The sequence below is a fragment of the Ktedonobacter racemifer DSM 44963 genome (assembly GCF_000178855.1).
GTDB classification, from domain to species: domain Bacteria; phylum Chloroflexota; class Ktedonobacteria; order Ktedonobacterales; family Ktedonobacteraceae; genus Ktedonobacter; species Ktedonobacter racemifer.
Genome location: NZ_ADVG01000003.1, coordinates 299,963 through 314,516 on the forward strand (window position 1 = coordinate 299,963; position 14,554 = coordinate 314,516).

The 14,554-nt window shown below is 53.9% G+C and carries 13 protein-coding genes and 3 pseudogenes; 11 read left to right on the plus strand and 5 right to left on the minus strand.

Annotation, left to right across the window (positions count from 1 at the left end):
* Positions 1 to 7 precede the first annotated feature (7 nt).
* The 3 genes from KRAC_RS30365 (at position 8) to KRAC_RS30375 (ending at position 3,024) form a co-directional block, all read left to right on the plus strand.
* Positions 8 to 1,486 carry a rhamnulokinase gene (locus tag KRAC_RS30365; RefSeq protein ID WP_007913975.1) on the plus strand — a complete coding sequence of 493 codons (1,479 nt, stop codon included), beginning with the start codon at positions 8 to 10 and terminating at the stop codon, positions 1,484 to 1,486.
* Between the two features lie 231 nt (positions 1,487 to 1,717).
* On the plus strand, positions 1,718 to 1,981 hold the full coding sequence (locus tag KRAC_RS30370) for a hypothetical protein (protein WP_244422343.1): 264 nt from the start codon (positions 1,718 to 1,720) through the stop codon (positions 1,979 to 1,981).
* 197 nt (positions 1,982 to 2,178) lie between these two features.
* Complete coding sequence (locus KRAC_RS30375; protein ID WP_007913978.1) at positions 2,179 to 3,024, plus strand: metallophosphoesterase family protein; 846 nt, start codon at positions 2,179 to 2,181, stop codon at positions 3,022 to 3,024.
* A gap of 29 nt (positions 3,025 to 3,053) precedes the next feature.
* On the opposite strand, the gene KRAC_RS30380 is transcribed toward KRAC_RS30375, so the two are convergent.
* Positions 3,054 to 4,097, minus strand: a complete 1,044-nt coding sequence (locus tag KRAC_RS30380) for a sensor histidine kinase (protein ID WP_169460965.1) — start codon at positions 4,095 to 4,097, stop codon at positions 3,054 to 3,056.
* A gap of 628 nt (positions 4,098 to 4,725) precedes the next feature.
* On the opposite strand from KRAC_RS30380, the gene KRAC_RS79760 reads away from it, so the two are divergent.
* From KRAC_RS79760 to KRAC_RS62830, 3 genes are all read left to right on the plus strand, one after another.
* A complete protein-coding gene (locus KRAC_RS79760; protein WP_075164416.1) occupies positions 4,726 to 5,073 on the plus strand; it encodes an alpha/beta hydrolase in 348 nt (115 codons plus the stop codon).
* Between the two features lie 143 nt (positions 5,074 to 5,216).
* Positions 5,217 to 6,221 (plus strand): aldo/keto reductase, encoded by a 1,005-nt coding sequence (locus KRAC_RS30390; RefSeq protein WP_007913982.1) that lies wholly within the window; start codon positions 5,217 to 5,219, stop codon positions 6,219 to 6,221.
* Positions 6,222 to 6,350: 129 nt separating this feature from the next.
* On the plus strand, positions 6,351 to 7,043 hold the full coding sequence (locus KRAC_RS62830; protein ID WP_007913984.1) for an antibiotic biosynthesis monooxygenase family protein: 693 nt from the start codon (positions 6,351 to 6,353) through the stop codon (positions 7,041 to 7,043).
* 372 nt (positions 7,044 to 7,415) lie between these two features.
* On the opposite strand, the gene KRAC_RS73905 is transcribed toward KRAC_RS62830, so the two are convergent.
* Together KRAC_RS73905 and KRAC_RS73910 are read right to left on the minus strand one after the other, a co-directional pair.
* Positions 7,416 to 7,895, minus strand: coding sequence for a hypothetical protein (locus KRAC_RS73905; protein ID WP_244422345.1), 480 nt, complete (start codon positions 7,893 to 7,895; stop codon positions 7,416 to 7,418).
* A complete protein-coding gene (locus KRAC_RS73910) occupies positions 7,892 to 8,407 on the minus strand; it encodes a helix-turn-helix domain-containing protein (protein WP_007905169.1) in 516 nt (171 codons plus the stop codon). Before KRAC_RS73910 ends, KRAC_RS73905 begins: the two co-directional genes overlap by 4 nt.
* A 681-nt stretch (positions 8,408 to 9,088) precedes the next feature.
* Between KRAC_RS73910 and KRAC_RS30415 the strand changes: the two are divergent.
* Positions 9,089 to 9,388, plus strand: a pseudogene (locus KRAC_RS30415) (IS1634 family transposase); the annotation flags it as partial.
* Between the two features lie 52 nt (positions 9,389 to 9,440).
* Here the strand turns inward: KRAC_RS30415 and KRAC_RS30420 are convergent.
* Together KRAC_RS30420 and KRAC_RS30425 are read right to left on the minus strand one after the other, a co-directional pair.
* A pseudogene (locus tag KRAC_RS30420) lies at positions 9,441 to 10,358 on the minus strand (PhzF family phenazine biosynthesis protein).
* An 87-nt stretch (positions 10,359 to 10,445) separates the two neighbouring features.
* Complete coding sequence (locus tag KRAC_RS30425) at positions 10,446 to 10,721, minus strand: hypothetical protein (RefSeq protein ID WP_169460966.1); 276 nt, start codon at positions 10,719 to 10,721, stop codon at positions 10,446 to 10,448.
* Between the two features lie 140 nt (positions 10,722 to 10,861).
* Between KRAC_RS30425 and KRAC_RS30430 the strand changes: the two genes are divergently transcribed.
* The 4 genes and pseudogenes from KRAC_RS30430 (at position 10,862) to KRAC_RS30440 (ending at position 14,543) form a co-directional block, all read left to right on the plus strand.
* Complete coding sequence (locus KRAC_RS30430) at positions 10,862 to 11,356, plus strand: Lrp/AsnC family transcriptional regulator (RefSeq protein WP_007913989.1); 495 nt, start codon at positions 10,862 to 10,864, stop codon at positions 11,354 to 11,356.
* Positions 11,357 to 11,542: 186 nt separating this feature from the next.
* On the plus strand, positions 11,543 to 12,850 hold the full coding sequence (locus tag KRAC_RS30435) for a GNAT family N-acetyltransferase (RefSeq protein WP_007913990.1): 1,308 nt from the start codon (positions 11,543 to 11,545) through the stop codon (positions 12,848 to 12,850).
* A 109-nt stretch (positions 12,851 to 12,959) separates the two neighbouring features.
* A pseudogene (locus tag KRAC_RS79765) lies at positions 12,960 to 13,028 on the plus strand (WD40 repeat domain-containing protein); the annotation flags it as partial.
* A 252-nt stretch (positions 13,029 to 13,280) separates the two neighbouring features.
* Positions 13,281 to 14,543, plus strand: a complete 1,263-nt coding sequence (locus tag KRAC_RS30440) for a D-arabinono-1,4-lactone oxidase (RefSeq protein ID WP_007913992.1) — start codon at positions 13,281 to 13,283, stop codon at positions 14,541 to 14,543.
* Positions 14,544 to 14,554 lie beyond the last annotated feature (11 nt).

Consider the following 14,554-nt stretch of genomic DNA (forward strand, 5'->3'; position numbering starts at 1 on the left):
GACATGTATGACGACACGCAACGTCGCGGCGGTTGATCTTGGTGCCGAGAGCGGACGCATCATCCTGGGACGCTTCAATGGCAAGAAGCTCCTCCTGGAAGAGGTGCATCGCTTTGCCAACCGACCGGTCACCATCCATGGACATCGTTTCTGGAATATTCCTGGCCTCTGGGACGAGACCCTGATAGGGCTGCGCAAAGCTCGCCAACGGGCTGGATCATTGGACAGCATCGGGGTCGATACCTGGGGGGTCGATTACGGGCTGGTGGATCGCAACGGATTCTTACTCGGTTTGCCATTTCAGTATCGTGATCAACGCACGTCGACCATTATGGAACAGGTCTGTGCCCTTATCCCACGTGAGCGCATCTATGCCCACACCGGCATTCAGTTTCTGCCCTTTAACACCCTGTTCCAGCTCACGGCACACGAGTATCAGCAACCAGGTGCCCTTGCCCAGGCTCACCGCCTACTCATGATTCCAGATCTGTTTCATAACTGGCTAAGCGGATCAATGGTGAGTGAGCGCACAAACGCTTCGACGACACAATGCTGGGACGCGGTGGCGGGCGTATGGGACGTGGATCTTCTGACGCAACTGGGTCTTCCTACAAGCATGCTTCCTCTGGTGGTTGAGCCGGGCACACCGCTTGGTCCGGTTCTCGCAGAATGGCAGGACGATCTGGGTTCCGCGTTGGTCATCGCTCCTGCGACTCATGACACTGGGTCGGCCATTGCGGCCGCGCCAGTCTCCTCTCCGGATAGTTGGGGGTACATCAGTTCGGGAACCTGGTCGCTCGTTGGGGTCGAACTGCCCCAACCTCTGATCAGTCCAGGGGTGCTGGCCGCCAATTATACGAATGAAGGGGGCGTGTTTGGCACCACACGTTTCCTGAAAAACGTGATGGGGCTCTGGCTCTTGCAAGAATGCCAACGCCAGTGGGCGCGAGATGGGCATACACTGGATTATGAAACCTTATCGACCGATGTGGCAGGAGTACCAGCCTTTGCTGCACTGGTTGATCCAGACGATCCACGCTTTCTCGCTCCAATGAACATGCCAGCCACCATGAACGCGTATCTCCAGGAACACGGGCAAGAGCCGCTTCAGGCCCCAGCGGCCTTTGCCCGCTGCATTCTGGAGAGCCTGGTCTTACGCTATTGCGAGGTGTTTCGGCAGATGGGTATTCTGACAGGCAAAGACATCAAGGGTGTTCATGTTCTTGGTGGAGGTGCCCGCAACGCCTGGTTGAATCAGTGGCTGGCTAATGCGCTTGGAATACCTGTGATCGCTGGACCACACGAAGCAACTGCGTACGGCAATGCCCTGATGCAGCTAGTAGGCCTGGGAGATCTCCAGAGCCTGGCAGAGGTGCGCACGGTGGCCCAACGCACCGCTACCCGTCTCTTTGAGCCACAGGCTGCCCAGCATGAAGCCTGGCAAGAAGCCGCAGGACAGTTCCGCGCGTTGACTGGTACCCATTGAGTGAGTTGAATACATGATGAGCGTGCTTGAACGTCTCTTGCCTGACCTCGACACCACGGTCATCCCAGAGGTTGCCAGAGGGATGTCCTTGCACGCTTGCCTTGCCTTCGCCACCACCACGCTCCCTGATCATCCAGGGGCAACCTCTCCACAAAAAACGCGCCTTATGCGGTATACTCTCTGTAGAGCATGCAAAGCCACCAGGTCTTCTCAACAGCACAAAGAAAGCAGGTGAACCCCATAGACAACACGCATGACATAGAGCTCTCAGATGGGCGCGTCGTCCGCCTGACTCCAGAACAGGCCCTTGCCTTCCTCACCTGGCTTCACGACCAGATGCCGGACCTACCTGAGGCCCTCGCTGCCTGGCTCGCACAGCAGCAGCCTTCCCACGATCTCCCTCCCCTCGAACCCTATTGCGTAGTTGAACGCTCGCCCGATGGCTTCTATCATATCGCCGACTTCGGCTTGGATCTCCCCGACGATAGCCTCTAACCACCCATCTCCTCCTCTTCGAATAGCTGCTCGCCACGAGAAGATAGCTGTGTTTGTGCAGCGTGCTGTTTTCGGAGGTTAACGTCAGCTTCCCCTGGCAGAGAAAGAGGACATGCTCATGATGCCTAGAATTGGGAAGCCCTGCTGGCATTAGCAAAAATAGAGACTTTTGGGTGCCACTCTGGTAAAATAAGACGATGAAGCTCTACGCGATTAGTGACTTACACATTGGGCATGCCACCAATAGGCAGGCGCTGGAGGAACTTCCTTCTTATCCGGACGATTGGCTGATTCTGGCTGGTGATGTCGGTGAGACCTTAGATCATCTGCGTTATGCCCTGTCTCTGTTGACCAGGCGTTTCGCCCGGGTTATCTGGGTTCCTGGCAATCATGATCTATGGACTATCCCATCTCAAAAAACATCCTCCGACAACTTGCGTGGTGACGCCAAATACGCTGCCCTGGTCTCCATTTGTAGAAGCTATGGAGTGCTGACCCCCGAAGATCCCTATGTGCAATGGCCCGGAGCCGGAACTCCATACCTGCTTGCGCCACTTTTTCTTCTCTATGACTATAGCTTTCGGCCAGCCGAGATTCCCGAAGAGAAGGCGCTCGAATGGGCGCTTGAGGCCGATATCCTCTGTTCTGACGAGTATCTACTCCACCCCGACCCCTATCCCTCCAGAGCGGCGTGGTGCGCGGCACGCTGTGCATATACCGAAAGGCGCCTTCAAGTAGTAGAGCCTACCACACCCCTGATCCTGATCAACCATTTTCCCCTTTACGAGCCCCTTGTGCGCCTTAAGCGTATTCCACGCTTCTCTCTCTGGTGTGGAACACGGCGTACCCATGATTGGCATAAGCGTTTTCCGACGGCGATGGTCATCTATGGACACTTACACATCCCTCGTACTGATGTGGTAGATGGTGTGCACTTTGAAGAGGTTTCGCTTGGTTATCCGCAACAGTGGAACAAAGAGAAAGGCATTCAGGGATATCTGCGCCAGATCCTCCCATCCCTAACCGAAAGCTCCCCACGCTAAAGCCTTTACACTTACACACAAGACAGAAATCAATCATAGGGTACATTCGGCGCGTCCTGACGTGATTGAAAAGGAATCTGCACAGAACAAATGATTCCTTGCGCTTCAGAAGAGGTTATCCATATGCGTCCACCATGTCGCTCAATGATCTCTTTGCAGATCGTGAGGCCAAGCCCCCACCCTTCTCTGTTTGTGGCTTCAGCGGAAGGTGTGCGATAAAAAGGTTCGAAAAGCTGCTCCTGCTGCTCTCGAGTAAATACAGGCCCCTCATTCTGGACTTGAAGAAGTACATTGGGAAGTTCTACCCTCAGTGAGACATTGACCGCAGTATGTTCTGGCGAGTACTGAATGGCGTTTCTGACAACGTTAATGACGACCTGGGAAAGCCGTTCGCAATCGGCTTGCAGGATGAGAGGGAATGGTGGGCATGTAAACGTAATCGTGCGCTTTGAGAATGCGCGCTGATCCTCGATGACTTCGCGACAGAGGTCACAAAAATCGCACGAACTCAGCCGTAATTGAATATCACCTGACCGGAAACTGCTCAGGTGAATCACTTCCTCCATCAAGGCGTGCAAAGCGAATGCTCGCGCGAGAATTTTTTCAAAATGCTTCTTCCATATGAGCGGCTCTGTCGCTGCACCTTCTCCTTTGTTCAGGCGACGCAGGGCAAGTTGCGCCTCTCCAAGTATCGTGGTAAGCGGGGTCCTCAATTCATGGGCTGCCCGGATGAGAAAATGGTCCTTGAGACGGTTCGCGCTCTCGAGCTGCTGAATAGCCGCTGCCAGTTCCTGCGCGTACGCATGCGCCTCTTGTCTTGCGACAAGGGCACGTTTGTATTGCACTTGATGTTGAGCCGCAAGAAAAGCAATCGCGATTTGCGCAAACACGAAGGGAATGAGGAGAGTGAAATCATACCAAATATTTAAGCCAAATAAGTCATATTGAGGAACGACAAAGATGCTGAAGACAAAGAACCCTATGGCCATGGTAAACAATGCGGGACCAACACCCCACATAAATCCGACAATGACAGCAATCAGACAAAAAGGCGTCCAGATAAAGTGTGGCATTTTGAGAAAGTGGTTCAGGAGTACGGCAAGAAGGACAAGAACGAGCCCAACTCCATAACCGACAAAAGTCTGGTGCCACCTTCTCTTCCTGGTGGCCAAACGTTGAGTATTGGTCCCATGGCGCCAAAGATATCGGTTTACTCTTCTCATACGTATCATGCCTCTACTCATCATCTCCTGCCTCATAGCATTCTTGCACGAGAAGAGTGTGGCCTTCAGCTTCCAGACAATGTGCCCCAGCTGACACACTGAGAAGCATGCGATAGCTTCTCGTGAGAGGATTTCTCATTAAGTAGAGAGTACATCTTCCTTTTATCACTCTACCCCCCAAGAAAACCGCAACAACATCAACCGCAACAGACCAGGCGGCTCACTTTCGTGATCAACAATTCAAGAATTCCCAGCGAGAATCCCGATTAAGAAACTGATAAAACTCCAAACATTCGTGACTAGAAAGAAACATCCTCATAGTCTTCAATGGCATCTACTTAGCAGACAACATGAAAGGAAGCAATCAAGCCAACTCTAGGAACAACCCATCCTGACTCTGCCTCGTAAAGTAAGAGATACCCATCACGCTCATATTCGGCAGCGGGAGGCATCCTCCACCTACAATTGCACTGGCCAATTGCATAAATTGCACATCCCAACCCTTATTCTCCATGGAAAAAAGGACAGCATTGCCCCCTATCCATTAGCTCAAGAGATGCATGTCGAAATACAAGGCTCGCAATTGATCGCTTTTAAGGGTGGGCATCTCTTCTCTCTCATGAAGGAGCGTCAACCGTGCCTTGACGCTATAGCAAAGTTCCTACAGGAGGAGCCATTCTTTAGTGAAATCTCACCATCAAATTGGTCGATTCTATCTGATACACTGCGCCTCAAGCTAGAAGACGATCCCAGACATCCTACGTATCTTGAAACCATCACTGGCGTCGGATATCGGTTCCGCCAACCTTGTATGCCTCCGCAATAAATGATTTTTCGTCAGGCGGTTTGCTCTCTCTCAAACGAAAGAAGTACAATAAGGCCACACATCACCCTCAAAGAATTCTTAGAGGGGAATAGAAATGCCAGAATCCCATCTCTCATCATTCGAGGAACAGGAGGAATTCGACAATGAAAATCAAGCGAATGGGCCGCACGGGACTACATGTCTCTGAAATTTGCCTGGGTACCATGACCTTTGGCAACCAGTGCGACGAGCCAACCTCACGTGCCATTATGCAAAAAGCCTTTGATGCAGGAGTGACGTTCTTTGATACCGCCGATGCGTACCCCCTGGGAGCGTCCCTGGAAACAGTTGGGCGCACTGAGGAATATATCGGAGGCTGGCTCAAAGGTCGCAGAGAACAGATTGTCCTGGCGACCAAGTTCTTTGGCAAGATGGGGCAGGGGCCTAATGAGCAAGGCGGATCACGCAAACACATTGTTCAGGCCGTAGAGGCGAGTTTGCGTCGCTTGCAAACAGATTATATCGACCTCTACCAGATGCATTCTCCTGATCCCGAAACGCCCCTTGATGAAACATTACGCGCTCTAGATGATCTGGTTCACAGCGGCAAAGTGCTTTATATTGGCTGCTCCAATTATCCAGCCTGGCTGTTGACGAAGGCGCTTTGGACCAGCGATAAATGGGGCCTGGCTCGCTTTGACTGCGTACAACCACGTTACAATCTTTTATTCCGCCATATCGAAGCCGAGCTATTCCCACTTGCGCTTGACCAGGGAATAGGGGTAATAAGTTACAATCCTCTGGCTGGAGGAGTCCTGACAGGACGCTATCAACCAGGGCAACAACCGAGCGAGGGGACACGTTTCACGCTCAACAATGCTGGAAAACTCTATCAAGCCCGATACTGGCAAGATGCGCAAATGCAAGCAGTGGAAAGACTCAAGAAGTTTTGCCAGGAACGCAATCTCTCGGTGGCGCAACTTGCGCTGGCCTGGGTCCTTTCTCAACCTGCAATTACGTCGGCCATCGTGGGAGCTAGCAAACCAGAGCAACTCGACCAGACCCTCCCAGCGGTTGATCTGGTCCTCGATGAACAGATGCTAGAAGTATGTGATGATGTCTGGTATCAACTTCCACGCGAACGCAATCGCGATGTCGCCTTCCGTTAGCTCGTGAAGAGAGAGCACTGACTGGAACGTGTAAATTGCGTTCTTCGTCGCGAGGCGGTAGTTCCCGTTGGAACGCGGGAGACGACCGCTTTTGCGTGAGAGATCACGTTGGTCAGAGGAAAAGCACCTATGCAGGACAAAATACCATCGACGGGCGAAAAGAGCGAGAGGCACATGCTTACCCTCGCGCCAGGGAATGTAGTGACGGGTCTGAGTGTCTTCCAGGTTGATCAACCACACCAGAGCACCCTCGTCCAGACTGCAGAAGCAACCGCCAGACATGCTAGAACGGATGCAGGCATGCTAGGTTGCGCCATTTTTCGCGCCATCGGCAAGGGGGATGTGGCGGTGTTGACGCAGTGGCTCAACCAGAGTTCCTACGATCAAGCTGAGCCGACGCTCCTCAAGCCACCGAAGCAGGACGTGTACCAGATCGTTCTGGTGGACCACATCACCGGCCAAAAGGCGTCACGTCTTGCGCTCTCCGATGGACTGTTTCACTTCATTAACGTCTTTCGTCTGACACCAAGCAAACGCGATGACTTCGTGCATTACTTTGAGCGCCTAACACGCCTCGTCCGTGTGCAACCAGGATATGTCTCCGCTAATCTGCTCATGAGTCTAGATGGGTACCACGCCGTGAATATCGGACAATTCCAAACGCGCCAGGATTTTCAGGCGATCTTTCGCAAGCCTCGCGTGACGATGGGTTTTGCTCAAGGCATCCTCCGCCGCATTGTCCCAGGCCCACCGCGCTTACGTCAGTATGACCTGGTGGCCGTTTCCTTGTCCCATGCTCCCCAGATAGATCACACGCGGTGAGAGAAAGCAAACGGCTTCAGCAGTCATTTCGTCCTCCCTTCCTGGTTCCTCTCTCCTCCACTTCAAACCTTTTTCTAGCTGTTTGAGTTTGTTTATAATGATATAAATACAAGCATGCGGAGATAAAGCGTTTTTGTAGTGCTTGCTCATATTAAGCTTGGTTGTATCTTTATGATTTAAACGCATTAGGATATTTTAATATGTTCAAGCAAAAAGGGGAACTTAGTGCAAGATTACGAAACCTTTTCGGGAAGAGATAAATGTGGCTCATATGCACACCCATAATAGGCACAGACTCGCTCAGCGAGGTGGTGAGCCGAAAGCAGCCCATTGGTTTCGGCCACATTGCGTTTGCCATGCACCCACTTGGGCTCAATTGGATTGAGCCAGGGACTTTTGGTGGGCAGTTGGAAAGGCAAAATCCGTACCCCTTCGTCCGTTTGTTTGACAGCGAGGTTGTGTTTTCTGATCCAGGTGCGCACTCTCGCGGCTTTCATGCCAGGAGGCGTTGTCCCAGATGAGGAGCCACTGACGTTTGCCTTGTGCGGCCAATTGCTGACAACACCAGTCCAGAAACTGGATGGTGATCTCACTCACCGGGCGTCCTGTGACAAAACGAAGCCACATCTGCTCTCGCACGGGTTCCTCCGTGGTTCCGTTTTGCCAGAGGACACCATAGCAAGCCAATGCTTTTGGGTCAGGGTCATTCTTTTGCCAGGATTGCTCAACCAAACGGACTGGGTACTCTGGATCTTGCCAGGTGTGAAGGCGTGGAAGAGCAAATCGGCTCCACCAGACCTCGTCGAGGAAGCCAATGGCCCAATCAGAGCGGGGTTGAGCGTACGCGATCAAGCGGTCACGAGCCTTTTTTTTCGTGCATACTGCGGATCGGGGCTGGTAATCCAGTGCTTGGCTCGTTTCCAACTGACGCCCAAGCGCTTGAGCGCGCGGCGGACACTGGCAGCAGTGGTCGGGGCAGCTACGAGTCCTTGTGACAAGCAGATTTGCGCCACCAGTGGGAGAGACCAGAGATTGCGCTCGATACCAAAATCGCGCGGGCTGCGATGGAGCAGATCGCGCAAGGCTGGCAGATTCTCGTCGGCAATGCTGGTGCGTAGCCGATGAGGGCGACAGGACTCCTTCTTGAGCACGTCGAGCCCCTGCTCGTTGAAGTCTTTGATCACATTGCGCACTGTCTGGTCGTCGCAGCCCAGCTGCCGCGCAATGGCGATGGCTCGCTCTCCACGGGCTGAAGCCAGAAGGATCTGGCAACGGCGTAGCACAAAGGCTGAGCCGGAGCGTAAGTGAGCCTCGATATGGGCTCGCTCGGATTCGGTGAGTGGTCGAATGAAAATGGGTTGCATACCTTCTCATATCGGCTACTTTCCTACTTTCTTTTGGACGATTGCATTAGTGAGACTTTCTACAAAAGCTATTGTTCTGACCATGTTAAGTGGGCTGTTTGCGCTGCTACCGCTCATAGAATATACCACCAATACTGCCAGCGCCGCTACGCGTTCAACTTCAATAGCGGCTGATTCCCACATGCCGAAGAAGGTACCTGATTTCAGCAGGTTTGTTGGTTTCTGGTACGCTCATGGAGCAGACTTGGTCGTTAACGCGGATGGTCAGGCGCATTTTGGAGCGCGCACCTACACTTGGTGTGGTCCTGCGGTAAAGCAGCCGTGTGATTCGTTACAGGGAGGTATTCTCGACGGTTACACAGAAAATATACAGTTTTCCAGGGTATCTGGCAACGTCGCTTATGGAACAATTACAGCTGGGAATGTACAGCCCATTGGTTCAGGCGCGACGTTGACACTCCTACCCGGAAACCAGTTGCACTTTTCTGCTGGCATAGGTATGGGCAACCAACTCTGTGGCCCACAAGCGGCTGTAGGGGCATGTGGTGCGTAGCCCTATTCGCTGGCAGACTAGTATCTGGGATAAAGATAACAGTAGTATTGCAAAAAATTAAAGTCCAGCAAATTGCTTGCCGTTCGCTTAAATTGGACGCAACAACAAGATTCTGATAAGCTCAAGGTATGAAAGAAGCCTTGAGCATTGAAATTGAACAGATGGATGACATCCCATTGCTGATCACGCACATGCAGCGCATGAGGCTGAGCGAGTTGCTGAACAAGCATATTCCCACTCACGGCCATCGCAAAGGACTGAGCGTGGGCGAGTTGAGCGTCGTCTGGCTGGCCCATATTCTTTCGCAAGCCGATCACTGGATGAATCGCGTGCAAGAGTGGGGGAGCCGACGGCTGGAAACCTTACGCGGATGCGGAATGGATGCCCTTTGCCCACAAGATTTGACGGGTGATCGGCTGGCGGATGTGCAAGGGCAAGGCCAGACTGGAGCGTGAAGCCTTGCTTGTTCTCCCGTCTCTGTTAGAGTCGTAGAACGCCTTCTGCCACCGTCACGCCAGCGCCAAAGATGCGCACCTCATTGCCGTGCAAGCGTATCTCAATACGGCTTGGCCTTTCCTGTACATAGCCCTGCTCAATCGTCACCGTTGCCTCAGATACGATCCGGCCATACTTCGCCAGATAGCAGGCGAGTGGACCGGCAGCAGTTCCCGTGGCCGGATCTTCGACAATCCCCTCCGTGAGATTGAAGAAGCGTGTATGGGCTGCGGCAACCGGATCAACCGTGTCCAGACTAAACAGATAGCAGCCCCGACCATCAACTGAGCGAAGTTGCTGGAAGAGACGTTTCGCATCTGGTTGAGCTCGCCTTAGTGCCTCACAGCTCTGCACTGGCACAAGCAGATGTGCTGCCCCCGTGGAAACGACCTGTGCAGGTAAACCCTCTACAGACAGATCGACTGCCTCCAGACCAAGAGCTGCCGCCAACGCCGCTGAATCTTGGTGGGTGACTCCAAATGACGGCGCAGTCTGTGTCATCCCGATGGTGGTCGGTTGCCACTGTTCTCCCTCTCGCGCTCGTTCCGCCAACACTTCCACTGGGAGGACCAGTTCCCCTATCTCCTGCTGAAAGACGGTCTGTGGCCCAGACAACTCCAGTTGACCCGCTTCGGCCAACCACCACTAGGCCCCGAGCGCATTATGACCGGCGCCCCCAACCTCCATTCCCACTGGGGTGAATGAACGCAGACGCCAATCGGCCTCCTGCCTGGTCGGCGGAAGCAGAAAGGTGGTCTCCGACTGGTTAAACTCGCGCGCGATCTGCTGCATGGTCGCCTGACTCAGACCCTGTGCATTCACCACCAGAGCGAGCGGATTTCCGCTCAGTGGCTCCTGGGCAAAGACGTCAACTATGTAGAAACGAACATTCTGTTCTCTCATCGGTTTCTCCTTCTCTTGTCTTACAATGGTTCATTTTGTCACGTTTGTACTATCGAAACAGCACAACTAGCTACAACCAACAGGAGTCTAATCATCGCCCCATGCCTCGCCTATGGCGGGTCCAGCGACTCTCTGCTTGAGTGCCTGTCTCTGTTTAAGGGGTTGTTGCACTTTGCCCAACACCGGATAAGCGCAGGCTATGAGCAGACCGATCACCAAACAGGCGCGCCAGAGAGTTGCCGCCCCCAGGTATTGCATAATGACACCTCCGAGAGCCGGGGCAATCAGATAGGACAGGCCAGTCATGGTGCCGAAGATTCCCTGGTAGACAAGGAGAAGTGGGAGAGCAAAAGGAGGACACACCTGCGCAAAATGATGCTCTCAAGGGCTTTCCTGATCTGCTTCCTCTGCGTTTCTAGTGTAGCATCGTTTTGTGGTAAAGTAGAGAATAAAATGGAAGCAATGGTCCTAGAAAACTTCAGATACCAAAGGAAAAGCGAAGCATGACTTTAGAAACCAAAAAGCTCCTTGATGAGACAAACTGGCAACTGCTTGAAGCGTTGCAACAGAACGCACGCCTCTCCTACAGCGAGTTGGGACAACGGGTGGGACTCACTGCGCCCGCCGTTGCTGAGCGCATGCGAAAGATGGAGGAGCAGGGAATCATTACGGGCTATCATGTTGAGGTTGACCTTGCTCGGCTCGGTTTGCCAATCGTGGCTCTGGTTCGCTTAGTGCCAGCGGCGGGACTCCACTGCCGGAACATGGCTTCCGCTGTCAGTGAACTCCCAGAGGTACTTGAGTGTTATCGCATGGCAGGCAATGATCAGGTGTTGGTCAAGGTAGCCGCAACCTCTATCGATCACCTGGACAGCGTCCTTGACCAACTCGCGGTCTATGGTCAACCTTCAACCTCGATTACGTTCTCCCAGCCCTTGAAGCAGCATGTCGTCACACAGAAGATGTTTGAGCAAGGGAAAAAGGAGGCGAACGCCTAAACGCCTCTGGGGAGAAGTCTCCGTGAACTGATTGCGCCGATCAGAGAGTGGTCCAACGCAAATGTCAAGGATATAATTGCTGCTCAGCTGCAGTATGATACACAGGCATTGAACAAAAGATAAGGTATTGTCAACTTTGTGACAATTGAAGAGCTAATTACCCTGAATTTACTATGAAAGTCAGTTATGGATTACAGAGACCGTCAAGAACTCTTCCTAGAAGATGACCCAACCTTTGAGCAAAAGTGGCAGGCATTGAGCTTAAATAACCAGGGCTGGTTTGCCCGCTGTGCGCAAGCCAGGGCGAAAGAAGTGGTTTCTGAAAAAGGCATCATGTGGACGAGCGGGCACCTGGCTATTTCTTCTGTCAATCCTCTCCAGATTGGCGACCAGCTAGACCGTGCGCTGGAGTGGTATCGCGCTCAACGTCCCATGGAGGGGGCGATCTGCTGGTATCTCACCGCGATTCCTCCAGGTGACCTTGCCGCGCGCTTGCTCGCTCGTGGGTTTGAACCAAACTGGCAACCGCACTGGATGTGGTGCAACCTTCGTGATCTCTCGGGTCAGCATGTCCATTCTTCCGCCTTTGACATTCAGGCTATCGAGGACGAACCAGCCTACCAGATAGATGATCTTTCTTCCTACCCTGCAGAGAAGAGAGAAGCTCGCGCTGCCCTACATCAGATGTTTCCGCACCATGTGCGCAGCCTGGTCGCTTTCCAGAAGAATCAGATAGTGGGGCGATGTATGCTCAATATCACGACCGGCGAATGGGGGATAGGGGGGATGTTTGCGATGGGCGTGGGGCTTTCGGCTCGCAACCAGGGGATCGGGACCGCGCTGGCGTGGGAGGCATGCGACCTTGCACGGCAGATGGGATGCCATCATGTCGTGCTCAATGCAACGCCCATGGGAGAGCCGGTGTACCGGCGTGTCGGCTTTCAGTCCATGGGATACGGTCCAAGCTGGCATCTGCGCACGCAGACGCTAGCGGCTCCCCCACCAACAAACGATCAGATACTCTTTCTGGAAGCAACCGGACGAGGTGAGGTCATGGCCCTCGACGAGAGAGGCAAACGTGTTGAAGACAGGTTCTTCCACGATCCCCTGTCCAATGGGCTGACGCCCCTGGATATCGCAGTTCACTGCCAGCAACCCGCCTCGGTGGACTGGCTCGTCAGCCACGGAGTGCCTCTTGATCTTCTCTCCGCATGGGATATGGGATGGAAACAACAAGTTCACCGGTTGCGGATCGAGCATCCAGAGCTGGTCAACGTTCAGCGCGGAGAAAGGCAGCTCACCCCCCTTCATATCGCGGTCGAACGGGGCGATCTTGAACTCGCGAAAGTTCTGCTCACCGTTCCCAATGATCTTGACCTCAAGGATAGCGAATTTGAGGCAACAGCATTGGGATGGGCACAGCATTTTCAGCGTGCGGAAATAATCATACTCATTGAACAGCACCGCATGAGCCAAAGGAAACTGGATCACTAAAGAGATTTTCTGGAATATTCAGTACCGAAGACATTCTCTTGGTAAGAAACACGCACTTGACGCATATCTTGGTACAGCCTGGTATCATTATGTTTACTCCATTACCTGATCCCCTGATGGCCAGTATATCGCTTCCGCCAGCGCCGATCACACCGTGCAGATCTGGCGGGTTCGCTAATGGAAGAAGTCGCAATATACCACTGCTGGACAGGCTTTCAAAAACGCGGCTGTCGGCAATCATTTCACTTCAGCGACGCTTGCGGCCATTCAATCTCTGGAGACCTCTTTAACAACTCATAATCCAACGCCAGACACTGCACATGGCAAGGTAGTGGTACAATGCGGAAGACATGAGGTATTGTTTCCCCAAAGAAGCCCGTTCTCCTCCTCGTCAGGCTTGGAGATCGGGAATGAAGGAAGAAGGAAGGCAATGGCTGAGATATCTGTGCCAGAAAGAAACTGGGCTGGCACCTACACGTACCAGGCACAGAAGCTGCACCGACCGAGGACGATTGAACAAGTACAGCAGATCGTCGCCAAGGCGGCCAGCGTGCATGTGTTGGGCTCGCGGCACTCGTTCAACGGCATCGCCGACGCCTCGGAGCTGATCACGCTTGAGGACCTGCCTGCTAATGTGCTCGTCGAACATGAAGCACATACGGTCTCCTTAGGCGGTGGGATAACATACGGCAATCTGATCAAGACATTGAACGACGAGGAGGTGGCCTTGCACACCCTTGCCTCACTTCCCCACATCTCCGTCGCTGGTGCCGTGGCGACGGCGGCGCACGGCTCGGGCGTCACCTGTGGCAACCTCGCGACTGCGGTCGCCGGACTGGAGATGGTAACCTCCAGCGGTGAGATCATCAAGGCATCCAGAGGTGAGCCCGACTTCGACGGCATGGTGGTCGGACTTGGCGCGCTCGGCGTGGTCACCCGAATCACCCTGGACGTGCAGCCAGCCTACGAGATGAAACAGCAGGTGTTCGAGGGACTCAGTTGGAAGGCACTCTACGACCACTTCGATGAGATCACCTCGTGCGGCTACAGCGTCAGCATCTTTACCCGCTGGGGCCAGACGAACGATCAGGTCTGGGTCAAGAGCCGGATGGATGAACCCGACCGGGTGGAGGGTGACCTCTTCGGCGCGATTGCCGCAACGGTTGATCGGCACCCGATCGCTGGACTCGATCCGACCCCTTGTACACCGCAGTTGGGGCGGCCCGGTCTCTGGTCCAACCGCTTGCCGCATTTCCGCATGGGCTACACGCCCAGCAGCGGCCAGGAAATCCAGTCGGAGTATCTCGTCCCCCGGCGGCACGCCCTCGTGGCTATAGAAACTCTACGCGCCCTCGCAGACAGGATCCAACCGCTCCTGCAGGTGAGTGAGATTCGCCGAGTGGCCGCGGATCGGCTGTGGATGAGCATGAACTACGAGGAAGACTGCGTTGGCATCCACTTCACTTGGAAGCGCGAGCCAGACGCGGTCCAGGAGATGGTCATCCAGATCGAGGACGCTCTGACCCCGTTCGAGGCGCGCCCGCATTGGGGCAAGGCCTTCTATGCGGATGCAGCGGCAATCGCTCCGCTCTACCAACGCCGTTCCGACTTTGTCCGTTTGGTGGAGCGGCTCGACCCGCGCGGCGCGTTTCGCAACGCATGGTTCAAGACACACGTGCTTGGCGGCAACTGAGAGCTCCCCGT

What these genes read in the sequence shown, in the direction of transcription:
- KRAC_RS30430 (WP_007913989.1), top strand. Translation starts at nt 10,862, where the DNA reads ATGACTTTAGAAACCAAAAAGCTCCTTGATGAGACAAACTGGCAACTG.
- KRAC_RS73910 (WP_007905169.1), bottom strand. Translation starts at nt 8,407, where the DNA reads ATGCAACCCATTTTCATTCGACCACTCACCGAATCCGAGCGAGCCCAT.
- KRAC_RS30390 (WP_007913982.1), top strand. Translation starts at nt 5,217, where the DNA reads ATGAAAATCAAGCGAATGGGCCGCACGGGACTACATGTCTCTGAAATT.
- KRAC_RS30365 (WP_007913975.1), top strand. Translation starts at nt 8, where the DNA reads ATGACGACACGCAACGTCGCGGCGGTTGATCTTGGTGCCGAGAGCGGA.
- KRAC_RS30375 (WP_007913978.1), top strand. Translation starts at nt 2,179, where the DNA reads ATGAAGCTCTACGCGATTAGTGACTTACACATTGGGCATGCCACCAAT.
- KRAC_RS30440 (WP_007913992.1), top strand. Translation starts at nt 13,281, where the DNA reads ATGGCTGAGATATCTGTGCCAGAAAGAAACTGGGCTGGCACCTACACG.
- KRAC_RS30380 (WP_169460965.1), bottom strand. Translation starts at nt 4,097, where the DNA reads ATGCCACACTTTATCTGGACGCCTTTTTGTCTGATTGCTGTCATTGTC.
- KRAC_RS62830 (WP_007913984.1), top strand. Translation starts at nt 6,351, where the DNA reads ATGCAGGACAAAATACCATCGACGGGCGAAAAGAGCGAGAGGCACATG.
- KRAC_RS30435 (WP_007913990.1), top strand. Translation starts at nt 11,543, where the DNA reads ATGGATTACAGAGACCGTCAAGAACTCTTCCTAGAAGATGACCCAACC.